This window comes from Comamonas sp. MYb69 (assembly GCF_037479315.1).
Lineage (GTDB): Bacteria > Pseudomonadota > Gammaproteobacteria > Burkholderiales > Burkholderiaceae_C > Comamonas.
Genome location: NZ_JBBGZG010000006.1, coordinates 197290 through 217730 on the forward strand (window position 1 = coordinate 197290; position 20441 = coordinate 217730).

Consider the following 20441-nt stretch of genomic DNA (forward strand, 5'->3'; position numbering starts at 1 on the left):
AGCCGGACCCCAGAGATGGCTACCACGCACCCGACTTATGGCGCCCATGCAACAATGAAGCCGTAGCTGCCCCGCGTGCCTGCCTGCAGGCGCCAGCGCAGCTCCAGGCCCAGCCCCGGCCACCGGCGCGGCCCGCCTTTGCAGGGCAGGCGGCAGCCGCCACCTGGGGCTGCTCAAGAAATTCAAAAAGATTACGCCACTTTGGTGATGTAATTTGCGTATGCAGTCTCGCTTCCAACACATTGCCCTGATCGGCAAACACCATGCACCGCCCACTGCCGAGGTGCGCCAGCAGTCCTATGCGGCTTTCAGCCAGATCGCCTGCTATATCGAGGCCCAGGGCGGCACTGCATTCCTGGAGCAGGAAACCGCCGCCTTCACCGGCATGGAACACTACCCGACGCTCAGCATGCAGCAGATCGGTGAACGCTGCGACCTGGTCATTGTGCTGGGCGGTGATGGCACCATGCTGGGCGTGGGGCGCGAGCTGGCCCAGTACAACACGCCGCTGGTCGGTATCAACCAGGGGCGCCTCGGCTTTGTGACCGATGTGCCGCTGCAGACCTTCATGGGCCCGCTGTCGGCGATTCTGGCTGGCGAGTACGAAGAAGAAGTGCGCTCGATGATCCATGCCCGCGTGATGCGCGAAGGCCAATGCGTCTTCGAGGCCCTGGCCTTCAACGATGTGGTGGTGAACCGGGGCGGAACCTCGGGCATGGTCGAGCTGCGGGTCGAGGTCGATGGCCAGCTGGTGGCCAACCAGCGCGCGGACGGCTTGATCATTGCCACCCCGACCGGCTCGACGGCCTATGCGCTGTCGGTCGGCGGCCCCATCGTGCACCCGACGGTGCCCTGCTGGGTGATGGCACCGATTGCGCCGCATATGCTGTCCAACCGGCCCAGCGTGATTCCGGACACGCAGGAGATTTCGATCGAGGTGATTGGCGGGCGCGATGTGGCCGCCAATTTCGACATGCAGTCGCTCGCCTCCATCCTGCGCGGTGACAAGATTTTGGTGCGCAGCGCGCCGCACAAGGCGCGCTTTCTGCACCCCCGGGGCTGGAACTACTACGCCACCCTGCGCAAAAAGCTGGGCTGGAACGAAGGAGGCATCACGCCATGAGCCTCAGACGCATTGGCTTGCGTGATTTCGTCATCGTCGAGCAGCTGGAGGTGGATTTCCAGCCCGGCTTCACGGCGCTGACGGGCGAGACAGGTGCCGGCAAATCGATCCTGATCGATGCCTTGCAGCTGGTGCTCGGCCACCGCGCCGACACCGGCTTTGTGCGCCAGGGCGCGAGCCGCGCCGAGCTGATGGCCGAGTTCGATACGCCCGCCACGCTCGAAGGCTTTCTGGCCGACAACGACATGCCGGGTGAGGAAACCTTGCTGCTGCGCCGCGTGATCGATGCGCAGGGCAAGAGCAAGTTCTGGATCAATGGCGTGCCCGCCACCGCCACGCAGCTGCGCAGCATTGCCGGCGCGCTGGTCGATATCCATGGCCAGCATGCCTGGCAGGGGCTGACCCAGCCCGAATCGGTGCGCCAGCTGCTCGATGCCTATGCCGGTGGCGACAGCACCCCCACGCAACGCGCCTATGCGCTGTGGCGCAGTGCCGACAAGGCCTTGCAGCAAGCGCGCAGCATGGAAGAAACCCACCAGCGCGAGCGCGAACGCCTGCTCTGGCAGATCGCCGAAATCGACAAGCTCGCGCCCGGCCCGCAGGAATGGGAAGAGCTCAACACCCAGCATGGGCGCCTGTCCAATGCCCAGGCTTTGATGGACGCGGCCAACAACGCGATGGCCAGCCTGGAAGGCGAAGACGGCGGCGCGCTCACCCAGGTCAACCGCAGCCTGCATGCGCTGCAGGACCAGGCCCATGTGGAGCCGGGTTTTTCGGCGATGGCCGAATCGCTGGAGTCGTGCCTGGCCCAGCTCGAGGATGTGATACGCTCGCTCAACGGCTACCTGCGCCATGCCGAGCTGGACCCGGACAAGCTCGAACAGCTGGACCAGCGCCTGGGCAGCTGGATATCGCTGGCGCGGCGCTACAAGCGTGCGCCCGAAGACCTGCCCGCGCTGCTGCAGGGCTGGCATGCCGAGCTGCTGGCGCTCGAAGCCTCCTCCGACATGGTGCAACTCAGCAAGAACGCCCAGCAGGCACAGGAGGCCTACCAAAAAGTGGCCGCTACGCTGAGCCAGGCGCGCCAGCAGGCGGCCAAGCGCCTGTCCAAGGCCATCACCGCTGCGATGCAGGACCTGGGCATGGCCGGCGGCCGTTTTGTCGCCCAGGTCAGCCCCGCACGCGAGCCGCGCAGCGATGGCATCGACGATGTGGAACTGCTGGTCGCCGGCCACCCCGGCATCGATCCCAAGCCGATTGCCAAGGTAGCCTCGGGCGGCGAGCTCTCGCGCATCTCGCTGGCCATTGCAATATCGACCAGCCAGCTCGGCCAGGCGCCCACCCTGATTTTTGACGAGATCGATTCGGGCATTGGTGGCGCGGTGGCCGATGCGGTGGGCCGTGTGATGCGGGCGCTGGGCCGTGACCGCCAGGTGCTGGCCGTCACCCACCTGGCCCAGGTGGCTGCGCGCGGCGACCACCACCTGCTGGTGGCCAAGCAGCGCAGCAAGGGCGGCAGCACCAGCCATATCCGTACCGTGGCCGATGACGAGCGGGTCAATGAAATTGCCCGCATGCTGGGCGGCGAAAACCTCTCGGCCACCAGCCGGGCGCATGCCCAAGAGATGATTGCCGGAGGAATGAATGACCGATAAGACATCTGCCCCGCAGCCGCTGGAAGTGGTGGTCATCACCGGCATGGCCGGCTCGGGCAAGTCCGTGGCACTGCATGCGCTCGAAGACGTGGGCTACTACTGTGTGGACAACTTTCCGCCCGAGCTGATGCAGGCGCTGGTGTCGCTGGAGCACTGGCAGCACGGCAGCCGCGTGGCCATTGCAATGGATGCGCGCAGCGCCAAGGGCCTGTACCTGGTGCCCGAGCAACTCGAGCGGCTGCGCGAAGCGGGCGCGCAGGTACGGCTGATCTACATGGATGCGCAGCGCGACACGCTGATGCGCCGCTTCTCCGAAACCCGCAGGCGCCACCCGCTGACCAACGAAAAGCTGCAGGAAGGCCCGCGTGCGCTGGTGCAGATGATTGAAGAGGAGCGTGCGCTGCTGTCCGATCTGCGCGAGCAGGCCCATGTGATCGACACCAGCAATATGCGCGGCTCCCAGCTGCAGGCCTATATCAAGGAGTGGATCCAGGCACCGCAATCGAGCCTGACCTTGCTGTTCCAGTCCTTTGGTTTCAAGCATGGCATCCCCATCGACAGCGACTACATGTTCGATGTGCGCATGCTGCCCAACCCCTACTACGAGCCCGAGTTGCGGCCCCACACCGGGCTGGAAGCACCGGTTGCCAACTTCCTGGCGCAGCAGCCCAAGGTGCTGCAGATGCAGGCCGATATCATCCGTTTTCTGGACAACTGGCTGCCCGAACTGGTGAAGAACCACCGCAGCTACGCCACCGTGTCGGTGGGCTGCACCGGCGGCCAGCACCGCTCGGTCTACCTGGTCAATGCGCTGGCCCAGCACTTTCAAGGCCGCTGGACCACCTTGCAGCGCCACCGCGAGCTGGGCGCCAAAAAAAGCTGATGCCCGCGCTGCTTACTCGGCGCGCAAGGCGACGCTGAGCTGGTCAACTACCGTGGCCCAATCGGCATCGGCGCTGATGCTCTCGCGCAGGAAACGCGCTTGCGCTGGCGACCAGAATGCCGCATCTGCCAGCAGCACCTTGTCGGGCAGCGGGCGGTGCGATTCGATGAACTGGCGGATCGAGGCATCATCATCGGGCAGGCCCAGTTGCTGGAACAGCGACGAGAAGGGGTGGACAGTGGGTTCCATGGCGTACTTTCAAAACAAGAAGATGGCTGCAGTCTAAGCACCGGGCAGCGGCGCCCTTTGCAGGACAAGCCCGGTAAAGGACGCCAGTGCCGGCAGCCGAGCCCGCCTCAAAACCCGCGCTGCAGCAGGCTGCGAATCGGCGCGGGCAGTCCCAGATCGGGCCATTGCGCAGGCAGGCACCACTGGCCCGAGGGCGTGGGCACACCATCGCTGGCAACGGGTATCCGCACCGGGTGCAGATGCAGATCCTTGTGCGTGAGCACATGCAGAAAAGGCCGGGCATGCACCGCCTCCGAGGCATCACCGTGCTGTGCCGACTGCGCAAGCAGCGCCTCTTCACTGTCGTAGACCGGCAGGCAGAACAGGCCGGCCCAGATGCCGGGCGCGGGGCGCTTTTCCAGCCAGATGGCGCCATCGGGCCGCTGCCAGCACAGCAGCCACCAGCTAGCGGCGCTGCGCTTCAATTTCTTGGTCTTGACGGGATAGCGCTCGGGCTGGCCTTGGCGGTGGGCCACGCAATCGCCGTGCACCGGGCACAGCAGGCAGCTGGGCTTCTTGGCGGTGCAGATGGTGGCGCCCATGTCCATCATGCCTTGGGTGTAGCGCGGCATATTGCGCGCCAGGTCGTTGGTGGGCAGCAGATCTTCGGCCAGCGCCCAGAGCTTTTTCTCAGCGGCGCTGCTGGCCAGGTCGTCCTCAAAGCCCAGCACGCGTGTGAGCACCCGTTTGACGTTGGCGTCCAGAATGGCAGCGCGCTGCGCAAAGCAGAACGAGGCAATCGCGCCGGCAGTCGAGCGGCCAATGCCGGGCAAGGACGAGAGCTCGTCGACCGTGTGCGGAAACGCGCCGCCAAAGCGCTCCATCACCTCTTTGGCGCAGCGGTGCAGGTTGCGCGCGCGGCTGTAGTAGCCCAGGCCGCTCCACAGCGCCATCACCTCTTCATCGCTGGCCGCTGCCAGGTCGGCCACCGTGGGGCAGCGCTGCAAAAAGCGCTCGTAGTAGCCCAGCACGGTGCTGACCTGGGTTTGCTGCAGCATGATCTCGGACAGCCAGACGCGGTAGGCATCCTGGGTGTTCTGCCACGGCAGATGGTGTCTTCCGTGGACTGTCTGCCAGGCCACGATCTGTTCAGAAAATCGACTCACAATCGCTGTTCTCGGGGGGAGTAGTTATCGGTGGGCCTGGCCGCTCTGGGGCGGCCTGCCAGGCCCGCGTTTATTTCTGGCAGCGCTTGCAGTAATAGGTGCTGCGCTGCCCTTGCTTGATGAGCTGCACCGGCTGGCCGCATTGCGGGCAGGGCTCTCCGGCCCGGCCATAGACGCTGGCCTGCGCCTGGAAGGCACCGGCATAGCCATTGACCTGGACAAAATCGCGCAAGGTGCTGCCGCCCAGCGCAATCGAGCGGGTCAGCACCTCCACAATCGCGGCATGCAGGCGTTTCGCCTGGGGCCGCGTGGTCTGGTTGGCCGGTTTGGTCGGCGAGATGCCGGCCAGGAACAGCACCTCGCTGGCGTAGATATTGCCCACACCCACGACCACCTGGCCGCCCAGCAGCAGCTGCTTGATCGGCGTGCGCGATTTTTGCAGCCCGGCCCAGAGGTGCTCCACGCTGAAGCCGGCACCCAGGGGCTCCACGCCCAGGTTGGCCAACAGCTTGGCGGCCATGCCGGAATCGGCATCGGGCGACCAGACCACCGCACCAAAACGGCGCGGGTCATGCAGGCGCAGCAGATGCTGGTCGGTGAACAGGTCGAAATGGTCATGCGGGCCGGCGGGCGCATCCCTGGGGCTGACCTGCAGGCTGCCGGACATGCCCAGGTGGATCAGCACCACGCCCTGGTCCAGCACGAGCACGATGTATTTGCCCCGGCGCTGCACCTCGGTGATGGTGCGCCCGGCCAGCGCGGCGGTGTCGATGCCCAGCGGCCAGCGCAAAGGCTTGCCCATGCGCACGGCGGCAATGCGCGCGCCTTGCAGCGGCGCAACCAATCCCCGCCGCGTGACTTCCACTTCTGGTAACTCTGGCACTTTCTTCCTTCTGCAAGGCCCTTGGGCATCGTTTATTATGGGCCGATGACGCAAAAACTTCGTTTACTGGCTTATTTTCTGGCCTCCGGCCTGATGGCACCCGCGTTTGCAGCGCCTGCCCAAGCACCGCAGCATGGCGCTGCCCAGCGGCAACTGGCCTTGGCGGCGGCCGAGCGCGCCGATGATGCCAGAGTCGAGCTGGATGCGGAGCTTTTTTACGAGCTGCTTTTGGGCGAAATGTATGCCTACCGCGGTGATGCGGCCACCAGCGTGGAGTTGCTGCTCGATGCCGCCCGCCGCTCGGGTGACGAAAAGGTCTACCAGCGCAGCGCGCAGCTGGCGCTGCTGTCGCGCTCTGCCAGCCGTGCCACCGAGGTGGCCCAGGCCTGGAAAAGCGCCTTTCCGCAATCGCGCGCAGCCAGCCGCTACATGCTGCAGGTGATGCTCTCGACCAACCATGGCGAGGAAACCGGCCCTCTGCTCAAGCAAGAGATCGCGCTGGCCAAGCCCGATGAAAAGCTCGACTGGATCCGCGCCATCCCCAGCATCTACCGGCGCCTGAGCGACCAGGTGCTGGCCGCCCGCATTGTGCGCGAGGCGCTGACCCCCGAGCTGGAAAATCCCGCCACCGGCCCCGAATCCTGGGCCGCCATTGGCCGCATGGAGCTGGCCGCCGACCAGAAGACCGAGGCGCTCGCGTCCGCCCGCCGGTCGCTGCAACTCAACCCCGACAACGAAAGTGCAGCCAAGCTGGCTGCGGACCTGGTCAACGCCGGCGTGCCCGGGGCGGAGGCGCTGGTGGTGGACTTTTTGGACAAGTCCAAGAGCGGTGAAGCCCACCTGGCCTATGCGCGCAGCCTGATGAACGCTGAGCGCTTTGCCGAGGCCAAAACCCAGCTGGAAAACGCCACGCGCCTGAGCCCCGAATCTGCCGACGCCTGGATGCTAAAGGCCGCGCTGGAAGCCCAGCTCAAGCAGTACACCGAGGCCGATGTCTCCCTGCTCAAGCTCGATACCCTGATCGACAAATTCCCCTCGGCCGTGCTGCAGCGCGAAGTGCGCATCCAAAGCCTGATGCTGCGCGAGCAGATGGCCGAGGCCCAGCAGAAATGGGCCGAAGCCGACCGCTGGGCCGATGAGATCGCCAAGGCTGGCAACACCGCGCTGGCCACCTTGCGCAAGGCCTCCATCCAGATGCAGCAAGGCAACTACGATGCTGCCGCGGTCTTGCTGGATCAGTTGCCCGAAGGCAACGCCGGCGAGGCGCGCGCCAAGCTGGCCGCGCAGGTGCAGCTGCAAAAGACCGCCAAGAACTATGCCAAGGCGCTGGAGCTGCAAGGGCGCCTGGTCGCGCTGCAGCCGCAAGACCCGGATGCGCTGTACGAGCAGGCCATGCTGGCCGAGCGCATGAACAACATGGAACTGGCCGAGACCCAGCTGCGCCGGCTGATCGAGCTGCAGCCCGATTTTCACCATGCCTATAACGCGCTGGGCTACTCGCTGGCCGATCGCGGCCTCAAGCTCGATGAGGCCAAGAGCCTGATCGAAAAGGCGCTGAGCATGTCGCCCGGTGACCCCTTCATCACCGACAGCCTCGGCTGGGTCGAGTTCAAGCTGGGCAACCTCGAGCGCGCCGCCGAGCTGCTGGAGCAGGCCTACACCAAGCAGCCCGATGCCGAGATTGGCGCCCACCTGGCCGAAGTCTGGTGGAAACAGGGCAAGACACGGCCTGCCGAAGAGCTGCTGCGCACGGTTCTGAAGACCGCGCCCAACAACGACATGGTCAAGAAGACCTTCGAGCGCCTGGGAATCAAGCCATGATGCTGCAGCGCAGGCAGCTCTGCCTGGCTGCCATCGGCACCGGCTTGCTCCCCCTCCTCTCGGCCTGCAGCACGGCAGCGCGCCAGCTGGAGGCCGCACCCGGCAAGACCTACTGGTCGGGCCGCATGTCGGTGCAGGTGCTGGACAGCCCCCCGCAAACCACCAGCGGCAGCTTTGAGCTGTCGGGCAGCCCCGACTCGGGCGAGCTGGTACTGCTCAACCCGCTGGGCAATATCGTGGCGCGCGTGCAATGGTCACCCGGCCAGGCGAGCGCGCAGCAAGGCACGCAAACCCGCCAGGCCAGCTCGCTCGATGGGTTGACGCAGACCTTGCTGGGCACCAGCTTGCCGATTGCTGCGCTGTTTGACTGGCTGCAGGGCAAGCCCACGGAGGCGGCCGGCTGGCAGGCCGATCTGGAGGCGCGCAGCGAAGGCAAGATTCTGGCCCGCCGTCTCGATCCCCTGCCTGAAGCCAGCCTGCGCATCGTGCTCGATGCGCCATGATTTTTTTGTGAGACCCTGATCCATGCGTACGCTGTACGACGTTCCCGCGCCTGCCAAGCTCAACCTCTTCCTGCACATCACCGGCAGACGCGCCGATGGCTACCATCTGCTGCAGTCGGTCTTCATGCTCATCGACTGGGCCGACACGCTGCACTTTGAGCTGCGCAGCGGCGGCCAGATCAGCCGCGAAGACCTGAACACCCCGCTGCCCGCCGATGACCTGATCACCCGCGCCGCGCGGGCCTTGCAGCAGGCCACCGGCTGCAAGCAGGGCGTGCACATCGGCGTGCATAAAAACCTGCCGGCCCAGGCGGGCATGGGCGGCGGTTCCTCCGATGCAGCTAGCACCTTGCTGGCCCTGAACCAGCTCTGGGATTTGAAGCTCTCGCGCAGCGAACTGCAGCGCATCGGCTTGACGCTGGGCGCCGATGTTCCGTTTTTTATTTTTGGAAAATCGGCTTGGGTCGAAGGAATCGGTGACATAATACGTCCACTCGAAAACGAGCAGCAACTAGCAGACACCGCGCTGGTAGTTGTGAAGCCGCAAGAGGGTCTGGATACGAAACTTATTTTTTCAAGTCCGAGCCTAAAACGCGATTCAGAAGCTGCTACAATGACGAGCTTCGCTGCAGAGAACTTTGACTTCGGTCGAAACGACTTGCAGCCGGTCGCAGAAAGCCTGTGCCCTTCGATAAAAAAAGTTTCTGACTTTTTGAAATCACAAGGATTACATGCTAGAATGACGGGCTCAGGTAGCGCAGTTTTCGCAGTGAAGAAAATGCAAGCTAATAGCTGCCAGAGCAGTTTTTCACAAGACTGGACAGTGAAAGATTGCACAAGTCTGATGGAACATCCTCTCAGAGGCTGGACCCAAGACTGAAAGTTTCAAAGGATTGGTGATGCTTAGCACCAATTCTTGTAGGGGAGTCGCCAAGCTGGTTAAGGCACCGGATTTTGATTCCGGCATGCGAAGGTTCGAATCCTTCTTCCCCTGCCATATTTCTTACCGCGTACAAGCAACGCACACAGCTAACCCATACCCACTGGGACGCTATGCAAGACCATCATCCAGACTTCATGGTTTTCACTGGCAACGCCAACCGCGAACTTGCCTCTGAAATTGCACAACACCTCCATACCTCTTTGGGTAACGCCGACGTAGGCCGTTTCTCTGACGGTGAAGTCACCGTCGAGATCAAGCAAAACGTCCGTACCCGCGATGTGTTCGTGGTGCAACCTACCTGCGCGCCCACCAACGACCATCTGATGGAACTGCTGGTGATGGTCGACGCCCTGAAGCGTGCATCGGCTGAGCATATCTGCGCGGTGATCCCCTATTTCGGCTACGCCCGCCAGGACCGCCGTGTTCGCTCGACCCGCGTGCCTATCACGGCCAAGGTGGTGGCCAACATGCTGCAAGCCGCTGGCGTGAGCCGCGTGCTGACCATGGACCTGCACGCCGACCAGATCCAGGGCTTCTTCGATATTCCGGTGGACAACATCTATGCATCGCCTGTGCTGCTGGGCGATCTGCGCCAGAAGAACTACGAAGACCTGATCGTTGTGTCGCCGGACGTTGGCGGTGTGGTGCGTGCACGCGCACTGGCCAAGCAACTCCATTGCGATCTGGCCATCATCGACAAGCGTCGCCCCAAGGCCAATGTCTCCGAAGTCATGCATGTGATCGGTGACATCGACGGCCGCAACTGCGTGATCATGGACGACATGATCGACACCGCAGGCACCTTGGTGAAGGCGGCGGAAGTGCTGAAGGAACGTGGCGCCAAGAAGGTCTACGCCTATTGCACGCACCCCATTTTCTCGGGCCCGGCCATCGAGCGTATCGGCAACGGCGCGGCGCTGGACGAAGTCGTGGTGACCAACACCATCCCGCTGTCGGCCGAAGCACGCAACTGCAGCAAGATCCGCCAGTTGTCGGTGGCACCGCTGATCGGTGAGACCATCCACCGCATCGCCACCGGCGAATCGGTGATGAGCCTGTTCCAGGAAGCCGACTGATCAAAGGGCCCGCAAGGCCCTTTTTCTGCTTTCTGCTAAAATAGATAGTTTTCGCTGGCCGCTGCAATTTGTAGCGGCCTTTTTAACCGGGTGAACTGGTCGCGGTTCATCCCACATTGGAGTAATAAAATGAACGTTGTCGCTTTTGCGCGCGCTAAGCAAGGTACGGGTGCGAGCCGCCGCCTGCGTAATTCTGGCCGTACGCCTGGCATCATCTACGGTGCTGCTGCTGAGCCTCAGTTGATCGAAGTGGACCACAACAGCCTGTGGTACGCCCTCAAGAAGGAAGCCTTCCACGCATCCGTGCTGGAACTGGACCTGGACGGCGCCAAGAGCCAAGTGCTGTTGCGCGACGTGCAATACCACCCCTACAAGCAGCTGGTGCTGCACATCGACTTCCAACGCGTCGATGCCAACACCGCGCTGACCATGAAGGTGCCAGTGCACTTCAGCGGTGCTGAAGAATCCCCAGCAGTGAAGATCGACAAGTACCTGGTGACCCCGGTTGTGACCGAAATCCAAGTGATCTGCATGCCCAAGGACCTGCCCGAATTCATCGCGGTGGACCTGAGCAAGCTGGAAAAGGGCTCGACCATCCACCTGAAGGACATCGCTCTGCCCAAGGGCGTGAAGCTGGCTGCACAAACCAACCCTGCGCTGGTGTCCGTGGCCGCTCCTGCCGCTGTTGAACCTGCAGAAGGCGAAGCGCCTGCTGCTTAATCGCACAGCAAGCTGCTGACGCCCCTGGCGTCTGCAAGCCAGAGGCTGCATTGCTGGTCAATGCAGCCTTTTTTCATTCTTCCCACCACCCCATTCCATCCGCCCATGATCAAGCTGTTTGTTGGCCTCGGCAACCCCGGCCCTGAATACGAAGGCACGCGCCACAACGCCGGCTTCTGGTGGATTGATGCGCTGGCCCAGGACTTGCGCCTGCAGCTGGTGCCCGACCGCAATTACTATGGCCTGGTCGCACGTACTTCGGTGCAGGGCGAGTCGGTCTGGCTGCTCGAGCCCCAGACCTTCATGAATCTGTCGGGCAAGTCGGTCGGCGCCCTTGCACGTTTTTTCAAGATCAAGCCCGAAGAGATTTTGGTGGTGCACGATGAGCTCGATCTGCCGCCCGGCCAGGTCAAGCTCAAGCGCGGCGGAGGTCACGGCGGCCACAATGGCCTGCGCGATATCCATGCGCAGCTGGGATCGTCCGATTACTGGCGCCTGCGCATCGGCATCGGCCACCCCGGGGACAAGCAGGAGGTACCCAACTGGGTGCTGCGCAAGCCCGCACCCGACCAGCGCAAGCTGATCGAGGACAGCATCATCCATGCGCTGCAGGCATCGCGCGAGCTGCTGGCCGGCGACATGGAAAAGGCCACGCTCAAGATCCACACCACCAAGCCCCAGCGGCCCAAGCCGCCGCGCCCAGAGGCCCTCTGAGCGCGCCGGGCTACCGGCCCATCACCACCCGATCACCCCGCAGTCACAGGCCCTTGTCGGCCTGCAGGCGCACATAGCGCTGCATCAAGGTAGGCTTGTCTTCCTGAAAATCGGGGTGCACCGGAATGCAGGCGACCGGGCAGATCTGCACGCACTGGGGCTCATCGAAGTGGCCCACGCATTCGGTGCAGCGGTGCGGATCGATCTCGTAGTAGTCCTCCCCCATCGAGATGGCATCGTTGGGGCACTCGGGCTCACAGACATCGCAGTTGATGCACTCATCGGTAATCATCAAGGCCATGGATGCGTCTCCAAGATTCCAGCACGGGGGAAGAAGTGTGACATGAGCGACATTATCCCGCGACCTCCTTAGCCATACTCGTGGCACTGCGAGTAAGCATGTATGGTGTGTCGGAATTGTTCGCGTTATGCTTGCCGCTGCGAAAAAATACAACAAGCACCAGCAGGTCTGCGCGCCTTTCCTAACCACGACGGCTACCCATGGGTCTTTTCATTCTCAAGCGCACACTCACCTTGCTGCTCACCTTGTTGGGCACCTCGATTGTCGTCTTCCTCGTTCTGGAGATCCTGCCCGGCAACGCCGCCCAGATGCTGATGGGGCCCGATGCCGCGCCCGAAGCAGTCGCTGAGCTGGCCGAACAGCTCGGGCTCAACCAGCCCGCCTGGGAGCGCTATGTGCACTGGATCTCGGGCCTCGTGCACCTGGACCTGGGCAACAGCTACAGCTACGGCACCCCGGTCATCGAACTGATTGCCGAGCGCATGGCACTCACCTTGCCGCTGGCCTTGATGGCGATGGCCATCACCACCGTGGTGGCACTGGCCGCCGGCATCTATGCCGCCAGCCGCCACAACAAGCTCGGCGATGTCAGCGTCATGGGCATGGCGCAGCTGGGCATTGCCATCCCCAATTTCTGGTTCGCCATCTTGCTGATCCTGCTGTTTTCGGTGCACCTCAAATGGTTCTCGGCCGGCGGTTTTCCGGGCTGGACCGAGGCCTCGGGCGGCTCGCCCTGGGCGGCGCTCAAATCGCTGATGCTGCCGGCGCTGTCGCTGGCCGTGGTGCAGGCGGCCATTCTGGCGCGCATCACGCGGTCCTCGGTGCTCGAAGTGCTGCGTGAAGACTTTGTGCGCACCGCCCGGGCCAAGGGCCTGTCGCAACGCGCAGCGCTCTACGGCCATGTGCTGCGCAATGCACTGGTGCCCGTCGTCACCGTGATGGGGCTGCAGTTTGCCGAGCTGATGGCCGGCACGATCGTGGTCGAGAACGTGTTCTACCTGCCCGGCATGGGCCGGCTGATCTTTCAGGCCATTGCCAACCGGGACCTGATGGTGGTGCGTAACTGCGTGATGCTGCTGGCCGCCATGGTGGTGATCGTCAATTTCGTGGTGGACCTGCTCTATGCCTGGATCGACCCCCGCACCAAAGCCAGCGATATCTGAGCACGCCATGCAACCGCCTACCTCCGTCGCCCCCATCCTGCCCACGCCCGCTGCCAGCCCAGCGCCTGGCCACACGGCATCCCGCAACACGCTGTGGCGCCGCGCGCTGCGCAACCCCAGCTTCATGATTGGCCTGGTGCTCACGGCCCTGCTCCTGCTCGCCGCTGGCCTGTCCTATGTCTGGACGCCGCACTCGGCCTTCGAGATGAACATGGAGGCCAAGCTGCAAGGGCCATCGCTCGCCCACTGGCTGGGCACCGATGCCTATGGGCGCGATGTCGCCTCACAACTGCTGCTGGGCGCGCGCGCTTCCATTTTGGTGGGCGTCATTGCCGTGGGCATCGGCGTGGTGGTTGGCACGGCGCTGGGCCTGCTGGCCGCTGCCAAACGCGGCTGGGTCGAAGAGGCCATCATGCGCCTGGCCGATTTCTCGCTGGCATTCCCCGCCATTCTCTCGGCCATCATGCTGACGGCCGTGTTCGGCCCGGGCATCATCAATGCCATCGTGGCCATCGGCATCTACAACATACCGATGTTCGCCCGCATCGCCCGCGGCTCGGCCAACACCATCTGGGGGCGCGAATACGTCACCGCCGCGCGCGCCTGCGGCAAGGGCGCCTGGGCCATCACCTGGCAGCATGTGCTGCCCAATATCTCGGCCACCTTGATCGTGCAGAGCACCATCCGCTTTGCGATTGCGATCCTGGCCGAGGCCGCACTGTCCTACCTGGGCCTGGGCACGCAGCCGCCGCAGCCGTCCTGGGGCCGCATGCTGAGCGAGGCACAGACCTTGATGTTCCAGGCGCCGCTGCTGGCCGTCTTCCCAGGCGTGGCGATTGCCTTGTCGGTGCTGGGCCTCAACCTGCTGGGCGACGGTCTGCGCGACCTGCTTGACCCGCGTCTGGCCCGCAAGCGCTAAGGAGTCGCCATGGCATTGATCGATGTACAGCACCTGGAAATCGTGCTGCAAACCCACCGGGGCCCCGCCCGCGCCGTGCGCGATGTCAGCTTCCAGATCGAGCGCGGCCAGGCCCTGGGCCTGATTGGCGAGTCGGGCTGCGGCAAGTCCATCACGGCCATGGCCTTGATGGGCCTGCTGCCCGAATCGGCCCAGGTCAACGGCAGCGCTACGCTGGATGGCCAAAGCCTGGTGCAGCAGCCCGACCACTGGTGGCGCAGCGTGCGCGGCAACCGCATTGCGATGATCTTCCAGGAGCCGATGACGGCCCTCAACCCGGTGCACACCATTGGCCGCCAGATCAGCGAACCGCTGCGCCTGCACAAGGGCTGGAGCGCGCGCCAGGCCCGTGAAGAGGCGATTGCGCTGCTCGACCGCGTCGGCATCGCCCAGCCGGCGCAGCGCTTTGACGCCTACCCACACCAGTTCTCGGGCGGGCAGCGCCAGCGCATCACGATTGCGATGGCGCTGGCCTGTGGCCCGGATCTGCTGATCGCCGACGAGCCCACGACGGCGCTGGACGTCACCATCCAGCAGCAGATCCTGGACCTGATCAATGGGCTGGTGCAGGAGCGCCAGATGGCCTTGCTGCTGATCTCGCACGACCTGGGCGTGATCTCGCAGAACGTAGACAAGATGGTCGTGATGTATGGCGGCACCGTCGTCGAATCGGGCAGCACCGAGGCCGTGTTCGAGCACATGGCCCACCCCTACACCCGGGGCCTGCTGGCCGCGCGCCCCAGCATGCAGCCGCGCATCCAGGGTCAGCCCCAGCGCCTGCACACCATTGCCGGCTCGGTGCCCGAGCTGGTGGACCTGCCCGCAGGCTGCACCTTTGCCGGGCGCTGCAGCTTTACCCAGGCCCCCTGCTTTGTGCAAAGGCCGCCCAGCGTGGCGCTGCCATCGACCCATCCGCAGGAGACGCACCAGGTGCACTGCCTGCGCCCCGAGGCCTACGCCATCGCCACCGAGACCCCTGACGAGACCCCCGCATGACGGCAGCCCCCCACGACACCCCCTTGCTGCAGGTGCGCGACCTGGTGCGCACCTACACCCTGCCCCGCGAAAAGCTGTTTTCCGCGCCCCCAACGGTGCAGGCCCTCAAGGGCGTGAGCTTTGAGCTGCATGCCGGCCAGAGCCTGGGCATCGTCGGCGAGTCGGGCTCGGGCAAGTCCACCTTGGCGCGCCTGGTGATGGCGCTGGACCAGCCGACCTCCGGCCAGGTGTTGCTGGAAGGCCAGGACCTGCACCGCATGGAAGCGGCCGCGCTGCAGCGCGCGCGCAAGGATTTCCAGATGGTCTTCCAGGACCCTTATGGCTCGCTCGACCCGCGCCAGACCGTCGAGCGCATCGTCAGCGAGCCGCTGCAGGCGCAAAACACCGCCTCGCGGGCCGAGCAGCGTGAGCGCGCCAGCCAGGTGCTGCAGCAGGTGGGCCTGCGCGCACAGGATGTGGACAAGTACCCGCATGAGTTCTCCGGCGGCCAGCGCCAGCGCATCGCCATCGCCCGTGCGCTGATCACCAAGCCCCGGCTGATCATCGCCGACGAGCCGGTCAGCGCGCTGGATGTGTCGGTGCAGGCCCAGGTGCTCAACCTGATGCAGGACCTGCAGCGCGAGCACGGCATCACCTACCTGCTCATCAGCCACGACCTGGCCGTCATCAACCACCTCTGCGATGCCGTGGTGGTGCTGTACCAGGGTGAGATCGTCGAGCGCGGCGCGCCCAGCGAGCTGTTCCAGCATGCCCAGCATCCCTATACGCAAAAACTGGTGCAGGCCGTGCCCCAGGTCAGACCGCGGCGACACCGCATGCCAGCAGGGATTGGCGCAAGTCCTGTATAACCGTGTTTGAGCTTCTCGGCGCGCCCGGCCAGGGCGTCGCCACTCCACAGCTTTCCCCCATAAATTGAATAAAACCCTATCCAAGGAGTACCCGGATGCTGAACCGTAGACACCTGCTTGCCGCAGGCACCCTGGCACCGCTGCCGCTGTGGCTGCCTGGCATCGCCCAGGCACAGGCCAAGAAAGACACCGTTGTGCTGGGCATGACCCTGGAGCCGCCAGGGCTCGACCCCACCGCTGGCGCCGCCTCGTCGATTGCCGAGATCACGCACTACAACCTCTACGAGACGCTGACCAAGATCAACTCGGACGGCAGTGTCTCACCGCTGCTGGCCGAAAGCTGGGAAGTCTCGCCCGATCTCAAGAGCTACACCTTCAAGCTGCGCAAGGGGGTGACTTTTCACAACGGCGAGCCCTTCAACGCCAACAGCGTGAAGTTCTCCTTTGACCGCGCAGCCGGCGAGAAAAGCACCAACAAGGACAAGCGCACCTTCGCCAACCTGACGGCCCAGGTGGTGGACGAGCACACGGTGGTGATCCTGAACAAGGAAATCGACCCGGACCTGCTGTTTGTGCTGGGCCAGGCCACCTCGATCATCGTCGAGCCCAAGAGCGCCGACAGCAACGCCACCAAGCCCATCGGCACCGGCCCCTACAAGCTGGGCAACTGGAGCAAGGGCGCGTCCATCACCTTGGAGGCCTGGCCGCAGTACCGCAACCCCGGCAGCATCCGCATCCGCCGCGCCACCTTCCGCTTCATCTCGGATGCGGCTGCGCAAGTCGCCGCCTTGCTGGCCGGTGATGTGGACATCTTCCCGCGCGTCTCGGCCCGTGGCATCGACCAGTTCAAGACCAACCCGCGCTACCAGGTGGTCATCTCCGGCTCGCGCGCCAAGACCATCGTCGCCATCAATGAGCGCCGCAAGCCGCTCGACGATGTGCGTGTGCGCCGTGCGCTGTCCGCGGCCATCGACCGCAAGGCCGTCATCGCCGGCGCGGCCGAAGGCCTGGGCGTGCCCATCGGCAGCCACTATGTGCCCGGCGCCTATGGCTATGTGGACACCACCGGCATCAATCCCTTTGATGTGGAAAAGGCCAAGAAGCTGTTGGCCGAGGCCGGCGTGAAGACGCCGCTGAGCCTGAGCATGACCCTGCCCCCCACGCCGTATGCGCGCCAGGGCGGCGAGATCATTGCCGCGCAGCTGGCCAAGATCGGTGTCGAGGTCAAGCTGCAGAACGTGGAATGGGCGCAGTGGCTCTCGGGCACCTACACCAACAAGAACTACGACCTGTCGCTGATCTCGCATGTCGAGCCTTTCGACCTGGAGAACTACACCCGTCCCGATTACTACTGGGGCTACAAGTCCGAGAAGTTCAACAAGCTGTTCGAACAGATCAAGCTCGAAGCCCGTCCTGCTGACCGCTCGCGCCTGCTGGGCGAGGCCCAACGCCTGCTGGCCGAAGATGCCGCCAACGTCTACCTGTACCAGCCGCAGTGGGTGACCATTGCCGCCAAGAACGTGCGAGGTCTCTGGAAGGACATGCCGATCTTCATCAACGACCTGTCATCCATGTACTGGGCTTGAACCCGGTCTTGCGCTAGGCTTCAAACCAGCACACCGCCCATCTACGGCCTGCCGAGATGGGCGTTTTTTATTTTGTTCCCCTACTCTTTACACGACTTCTGCCCGATATGACCGCGTTGCACGATTGGCCCGCCACAGCGCTGCTGGCCGCCTACCAAAAGCAAGAACTCTCCCCTGTCGATGTCATGCAATCCGTCATCGACCATGTCGCGCAGTGGGAGCCGCACCTCTGCGCCACCTACCTCTACCGGCCGGAAGAGGCACTGGCCCAGGCACGGGCCAGCGAGGCGCGCTGGCACAAGGGCGCGCCTGCCGGCCTGCTCGATGGCCTGCCGGTGACGATCAAGGAAAACATTGCCACCCAGGGCGACCCCCTGCCCGCCGGCACAGCCGCCGTCACGCTGGTGCCCGCAGCCGCCGATGCACCGCCCGCAGCCCGCCTGCGCGAGGCCCATGCCATCTGCTTCAGCAAGACCACGATGCCCGACTACGGCATGCTGTCATCGGGGCTGTCGAGCTTTCACCCGCTGGCGCGCAACCCCTGGGACCTGAGCAAGGGCCCGGGCGGCTCCAGTGCAGGTGGCGGTGCCGCAGCCGCCGCAGGCTACGGGCCGCTGCACATCGGCACCGACATCGGCGGCTCCTTGCGCCTGCCGGCCAGCTGGTGCGGTATCTACAGCCTCAAGCCCAGCCTGGGCCGCATCCCCATCGACCCGCCCTACCAAGGCCGCGCCGCAGGCCCGATGACCCGCAGCGTGGATGACTCGGCACTGATGATGCAGGTGCTGTCGGCCCCCGATGCGCGCGACACGATGAGCCTGCCGCCGCAGGACATCGCCTGGAGCACGGTGGCCAGCACCGGCGCGGACTTTATCCGGGGCAAGCGCATTGGCCTCTTGCTCGATGCCGGCTGCGGCCTGCCGCTGCAGCCCGAGGTGCGCGCGGCCATCGAGCAGGCCGCTGCGCTGCTGGAAGCCGCTGGCGCGCAGATCACGCCGATGCAGCCCTTCATGACGCCTGCGATGCTGGACGGCATGGACCGCTTCTGGCGCATGCGCTCGCTGAGCGATCTGCAGGCGCTCAGCAGCGCGCAGCGCGACAAGGTGCTGCCCTATATCCGCGCCTGGGCCGAGAGCGCCGAGGGCATGAGCGGCAGCGCGGTCTTCCAGGCCAGCCAGCAGTTCCACCAGGTGCGCCTGGCCACCGTCAAAGCCTGCAGCGCCTTTGACTTTGTGATCTCGCCGGTAGCGCCACACGCTGCCTTTAATGCCGAATGGGCATCGCCCACCAACGACCCCTTGCGCCCGCTGGAGCACATCGGCTTTACCGTGCCCTACAACATGTCGGAGCAGCCGGCTGCGTCCATCAACTGCGGCTACACCGCCGCTGGCCTGCCCATTGGCCTGCAGATTGCCGGCGCACGTTTTGACGACCTGGGCGTGCTGCAGCTGTCGCGGGCTTTCGAGCAGATCCGTGGCCCGCAAAAGCCCTGGCCCCAGCCGCCCCAGGCCTGAGCCAAGGAGCGCAGCGCATGGGCACGCAGCAGGACCTGTATGGCAACCCGGTCAGCAGCGATGCGGCCGCCCTGCCCTACCTGAACGATTTTGCCGAAGGCTTTGCCGCCTGCGAGATGCGCGTGCTGCGCATCCTGGACATCGCAGCGCAGGACCCCAGCCCACTGGTGCAAACCTGGTGCGCCGCGCTCCATCTGTTTGCCGAAGATGCCCAGGCCGCCCAGCAGGCGCGGCCCTTTTTGCAGCGCGCCCGCACCCAGCTGGCGCAGGCCCATGACCGCGAGACGCAGTGGCTGGCCGCCATCGAGGCCTGGGCCGATGGCGACACGCCCTTGGCCGCGCAAAGGCTCGAAGCACTGGTCCACCACTACCCGCGCGATCTGGCCGCGCTCAAGCTCGCGCACTACCATGCCTTCAACCTGGGCGATTCCCCGGCCATGCTGCGCATGGCGCTGGCGGCCCAGCCGCACTGCGCCGATATCCCCTACTTCCACGGCATGCTGGCCTTTGCCTATGAGCAATGCCATCTGCTGGGCCAGGCCGAGCACGCGGCGCGCCATGCGCTGCAGCTGCGCTTCAAGGAGCCCTGGGCCCACCATGCGCTGGCCCATGTACTGCTGACCCAAGGCCGCGTGGACGAGGGCCTGGCCTTTATGCAAAACGCGAGCAGCAGCTGGACGGGGCTCAACTCCTTCATGCAGACGCACAACTGGTGGCACCTGGCGCTGTTCCTGATGGAGGATGCGCGCCACGACGAGGCCCTGCAGCTGCATGACAGCCAGGTCTGGGGCGTGGTGCCGGCCTATTCGCAGGACCAGATCGGCTCCATCTCACTGCTGGCGCGGCTGGAGCTCGAAGGCGTCGATGTCGGCCAGCGCTGGCAGCAGCTCAGCCCCTATCTGCTGCAGCGCCAGCATGACCATGTGCTGCCGTTTCTGGACCTGCAGTACCTCTACGGCCTGGCACGCGCCGGGCAATGGCAGGCCGCGCAGCAGCTGCTGGCCAGCATGCAGGGCCATGCCAATGCGCAAGTGCAGCCCCGCCTGCGCACGGCCTGGCAGGATGTCTGCCTGCCCGCCGCGCGCGGCCTGCTGGCCCATGCCCAAGGCCAGTACGGCCAGGCCGCCCAGCAGCTGGGGCCCTTGATTGCGCGCCTGGTCGAGGTCGGCGGCAGCCATGCCCAGCGCGACCTGTTCAGCCAGCTCTACTGGAGCGCCCTGCGGCACAGCGGCCAATGGACGGCCTTGCAAAACCTGGTGCAGCCCTGGTACAACCAGCAGCCCCAATCCAAACGGCTGGCCGCGCAGATGCGGCGCATTTACCAGGGCCTGGGCTTGCCACCCTCCCTGGCGGCTTGACA

The 20441-nt window shown here is 64.7% G+C and carries 20 protein-coding genes and 1 tRNA gene; 17 read left to right on the top strand and 4 right to left on the bottom strand.

The window, feature by feature from the left end; translation table 11 throughout:
* The first annotated feature begins 220 nt into the window (after positions 1-220).
* Genes WH303_RS10725 through rapZ form a run of 3 tightly spaced genes read left to right on the top strand, consistent with a single transcriptional unit; the run spans position 221 to position 3661 of the window.
* Entirely contained in the window at positions 221-1123 is a 903-nt protein-coding gene (locus tag WH303_RS10725; protein WP_021025025.1) for an NAD kinase, read from the top strand.
* Entirely contained in the window at positions 1120-2778 is a 1659-nt protein-coding gene (gene recN, locus WH303_RS10730) for a DNA repair protein RecN (RefSeq protein WP_339518394.1), read from the top strand. Before WH303_RS10725 ends, recN begins: the two co-directional genes overlap by 4 nt.
* Positions 2768-3661 (top strand): RNase adapter RapZ, encoded by an 894-nt coding sequence (rapZ, locus tag WH303_RS10735; RefSeq protein WP_021025023.1) that lies wholly within the window; start codon positions 2768-2770, stop codon positions 3659-3661. Before recN ends, rapZ begins: the two co-directional genes overlap by 11 nt.
* 12 nt (positions 3662-3673) lie before the next feature.
* Here the strand turns inward: rapZ and WH303_RS10740 are convergent, their stop codons facing one another.
* The 3 genes from WH303_RS10740 to mutM all read right to left on the bottom strand — a co-directional run bounded on the left by WH303_RS10740 (position 3674) and on the right by mutM (position 5938).
* The gene (locus WH303_RS10740; protein WP_312988825.1) at positions 3674-3910 is read right to left on the bottom strand and encodes a DUF2789 domain-containing protein; all 237 of its coding nucleotides are present in this window, start codon (positions 3908-3910) and stop codon (positions 3674-3676) included.
* Between the two features lie 107 nt (positions 3911-4017).
* On the bottom strand, positions 4018-5058 hold the full coding sequence (gene mutY / locus WH303_RS10745; RefSeq protein ID WP_339518476.1) for an A/G-specific adenine glycosylase: 1041 nt from the start codon (positions 5056-5058) through the stop codon (positions 4018-4020).
* Positions 5059-5125: 67 nt separating this feature from the next.
* Positions 5126-5938 carry a bifunctional DNA-formamidopyrimidine glycosylase/DNA-(apurinic or apyrimidinic site) lyase gene (gene mutM / locus WH303_RS10750; RefSeq protein ID WP_339518399.1) on the bottom strand — a complete coding sequence of 271 codons (813 nt, stop codon included), beginning with the start codon at positions 5936-5938 and terminating at the stop codon, positions 5126-5128.
* Between the two features lie 45 nt (positions 5939-5983).
* Here mutM and WH303_RS10755 point away from each other — a divergent pair, with 45 nt between their 5' ends.
* From WH303_RS10755 to pth, 7 genes are all read left to right on the top strand, one after another.
* On the top strand, positions 5984-7759 hold the full coding sequence (locus WH303_RS10755; protein ID WP_339518401.1) for a tetratricopeptide repeat protein: 1776 nt from the start codon (positions 5984-5986) through the stop codon (positions 7757-7759).
* Complete coding sequence (locus WH303_RS10760; RefSeq protein WP_312988828.1) at positions 7756-8262, top strand: outer membrane lipoprotein LolB; 507 nt, start codon at positions 7756-7758, stop codon at positions 8260-8262. Before WH303_RS10755 ends, WH303_RS10760 begins: the two co-directional genes overlap by 4 nt.
* Before the next feature lie 22 nt (positions 8263-8284).
* Positions 8285-9142: a 4-(cytidine 5'-diphospho)-2-C-methyl-D-erythritol kinase gene (gene ispE, locus WH303_RS10765; protein WP_339518403.1), complete on the top strand. Its 858-nt coding sequence runs from the start codon at positions 8285-8287 to the stop codon at positions 9140-9142.
* A 40-nt stretch (positions 9143-9182) separates the two neighbouring features.
* A tRNA-Gln gene (locus WH303_RS10770) sits at positions 9183-9259 on the top strand.
* A 56-nt stretch (positions 9260-9315) separates the two neighbouring features.
* Positions 9316-10281: a ribose-phosphate pyrophosphokinase gene (locus WH303_RS10775; RefSeq protein WP_021025016.1), complete on the top strand. Its 966-nt coding sequence runs from the start codon at positions 9316-9318 to the stop codon at positions 10279-10281.
* Positions 10282-10410: 129 nt separating this feature from the next.
* A complete protein-coding gene (locus WH303_RS10780; protein ID WP_339518404.1) occupies positions 10411-11001 on the top strand; it encodes a 50S ribosomal protein L25/general stress protein Ctc in 591 nt (196 codons plus the stop codon).
* 105 nt (positions 11002-11106) lie between these two features.
* Positions 11107-11715, top strand: coding sequence for an aminoacyl-tRNA hydrolase (gene pth / locus WH303_RS10785; RefSeq protein WP_339518405.1), 609 nt, complete (start codon positions 11107-11109; stop codon positions 11713-11715).
* Between the two features lie 43 nt (positions 11716-11758).
* Here the strand turns inward: pth and WH303_RS10790 are convergent, their stop codons facing one another.
* Positions 11759-12016: a YfhL family 4Fe-4S dicluster ferredoxin gene (locus tag WH303_RS10790; protein ID WP_021025013.1), complete on the bottom strand. Its 258-nt coding sequence runs from the start codon at positions 12014-12016 to the stop codon at positions 11759-11761.
* 200 nt (positions 12017-12216) lie between these two features.
* Here WH303_RS10790 and WH303_RS10795 point away from each other — a divergent pair, with 200 nt between their 5' ends.
* The 7 genes from WH303_RS10795 (at position 12217) to WH303_RS10825 (ending at position 20439) form a co-directional block, all read left to right on the top strand.
* On the top strand, positions 12217-13179 hold the full coding sequence (locus WH303_RS10795) for an ABC transporter permease (RefSeq protein ID WP_021025012.1): 963 nt from the start codon (positions 12217-12219) through the stop codon (positions 13177-13179).
* 7 nt (positions 13180-13186) lie between these two features.
* Entirely contained in the window at positions 13187-14098 is a 912-nt protein-coding gene (locus WH303_RS10800; protein ID WP_339518406.1) for an ABC transporter permease, read from the top strand.
* Positions 14099-14107: 9 nt separating this feature from the next.
* Positions 14108-15133 carry an ABC transporter ATP-binding protein gene (locus WH303_RS10805; protein ID WP_339518408.1) on the top strand — a complete coding sequence of 342 codons (1026 nt, stop codon included), beginning with the start codon at positions 14108-14110 and terminating at the stop codon, positions 15131-15133.
* The gene (locus WH303_RS10810; RefSeq protein WP_339518410.1) at positions 15130-15981 is read left to right on the top strand and encodes an ATP-binding cassette domain-containing protein; all 852 of its coding nucleotides are present in this window, start codon (positions 15130-15132) and stop codon (positions 15979-15981) included. The genes WH303_RS10805 and WH303_RS10810 overlap by 4 nt, the downstream gene beginning before the upstream one ends.
* Before the next feature lie 95 nt (positions 15982-16076).
* A complete protein-coding gene (locus WH303_RS10815; RefSeq protein ID WP_182343431.1) occupies positions 16077-17567 on the top strand; it encodes an ABC transporter substrate-binding protein in 1491 nt (496 codons plus the stop codon).
* A 107-nt stretch (positions 17568-17674) separates the two neighbouring features.
* Positions 17675-19081: an amidase gene (locus WH303_RS10820; protein ID WP_339518411.1), complete on the top strand. Its 1407-nt coding sequence runs from the start codon at positions 17675-17677 to the stop codon at positions 19079-19081.
* 17 nt (positions 19082-19098) lie between these two features.
* Complete coding sequence (locus WH303_RS10825; RefSeq protein ID WP_339518412.1) at positions 19099-20439, top strand: tetratricopeptide repeat protein; 1341 nt, start codon at positions 19099-19101, stop codon at positions 20437-20439.
* The last annotated feature ends 2 nt before the right edge of the window (positions 20440-20441 follow it).

Coding starts and splice junctions, on each gene's coding strand:
- WH303_RS10725 (WP_021025025.1), top strand. CDS start 221: ATGCAGTCTCGCTTCCAACACATTGCCCTGATCGGCAAACACCATGCA.
- recN (WP_339518394.1), top strand. CDS start 1,120: ATGAGCCTCAGACGCATTGGCTTGCGTGATTTCGTCATCGTCGAGCAG.
- rapZ (WP_021025023.1), top strand. CDS start 2,768: ATGACCGATAAGACATCTGCCCCGCAGCCGCTGGAAGTGGTGGTCATC.
- WH303_RS10740 (WP_312988825.1), bottom strand. CDS start 3,910: ATGGAACCCACTGTCCACCCCTTCTCGTCGCTGTTCCAGCAACTGGGC.
- WH303_RS10755 (WP_339518401.1), top strand. CDS start 5,984: ATGACGCAAAAACTTCGTTTACTGGCTTATTTTCTGGCCTCCGGCCTG.
- WH303_RS10760 (WP_312988828.1), top strand. CDS start 7,756: ATGATGCTGCAGCGCAGGCAGCTCTGCCTGGCTGCCATCGGCACCGGC.
- ispE (WP_339518403.1), top strand. CDS start 8,285: ATGCGTACGCTGTACGACGTTCCCGCGCCTGCCAAGCTCAACCTCTTC.
- WH303_RS10775 (WP_021025016.1), top strand. CDS start 9,316: ATGCAAGACCATCATCCAGACTTCATGGTTTTCACTGGCAACGCCAAC.
- WH303_RS10780 (WP_339518404.1), top strand. CDS start 10,411: ATGAACGTTGTCGCTTTTGCGCGCGCTAAGCAAGGTACGGGTGCGAGC.
- pth (WP_339518405.1), top strand. CDS start 11,107: ATGATCAAGCTGTTTGTTGGCCTCGGCAACCCCGGCCCTGAATACGAA.
- WH303_RS10790 (WP_021025013.1), bottom strand. CDS start 12,016: ATGGCCTTGATGATTACCGATGAGTGCATCAACTGCGATGTCTGTGAG.
- WH303_RS10795 (WP_021025012.1), top strand. CDS start 12,217: ATGGGTCTTTTCATTCTCAAGCGCACACTCACCTTGCTGCTCACCTTG.
- WH303_RS10800 (WP_339518406.1), top strand. CDS start 13,187: ATGCAACCGCCTACCTCCGTCGCCCCCATCCTGCCCACGCCCGCTGCC.
- WH303_RS10805 (WP_339518408.1), top strand. CDS start 14,108: ATGGCATTGATCGATGTACAGCACCTGGAAATCGTGCTGCAAACCCAC.
- WH303_RS10810 (WP_339518410.1), top strand. CDS start 15,130: ATGACGGCAGCCCCCCACGACACCCCCTTGCTGCAGGTGCGCGACCTG.
- WH303_RS10815 (WP_182343431.1), top strand. CDS start 16,077: ATGCTGAACCGTAGACACCTGCTTGCCGCAGGCACCCTGGCACCGCTG.
- WH303_RS10820 (WP_339518411.1), top strand. CDS start 17,675: ATGACCGCGTTGCACGATTGGCCCGCCACAGCGCTGCTGGCCGCCTAC.
- WH303_RS10825 (WP_339518412.1), top strand. CDS start 19,099: ATGGGCACGCAGCAGGACCTGTATGGCAACCCGGTCAGCAGCGATGCG.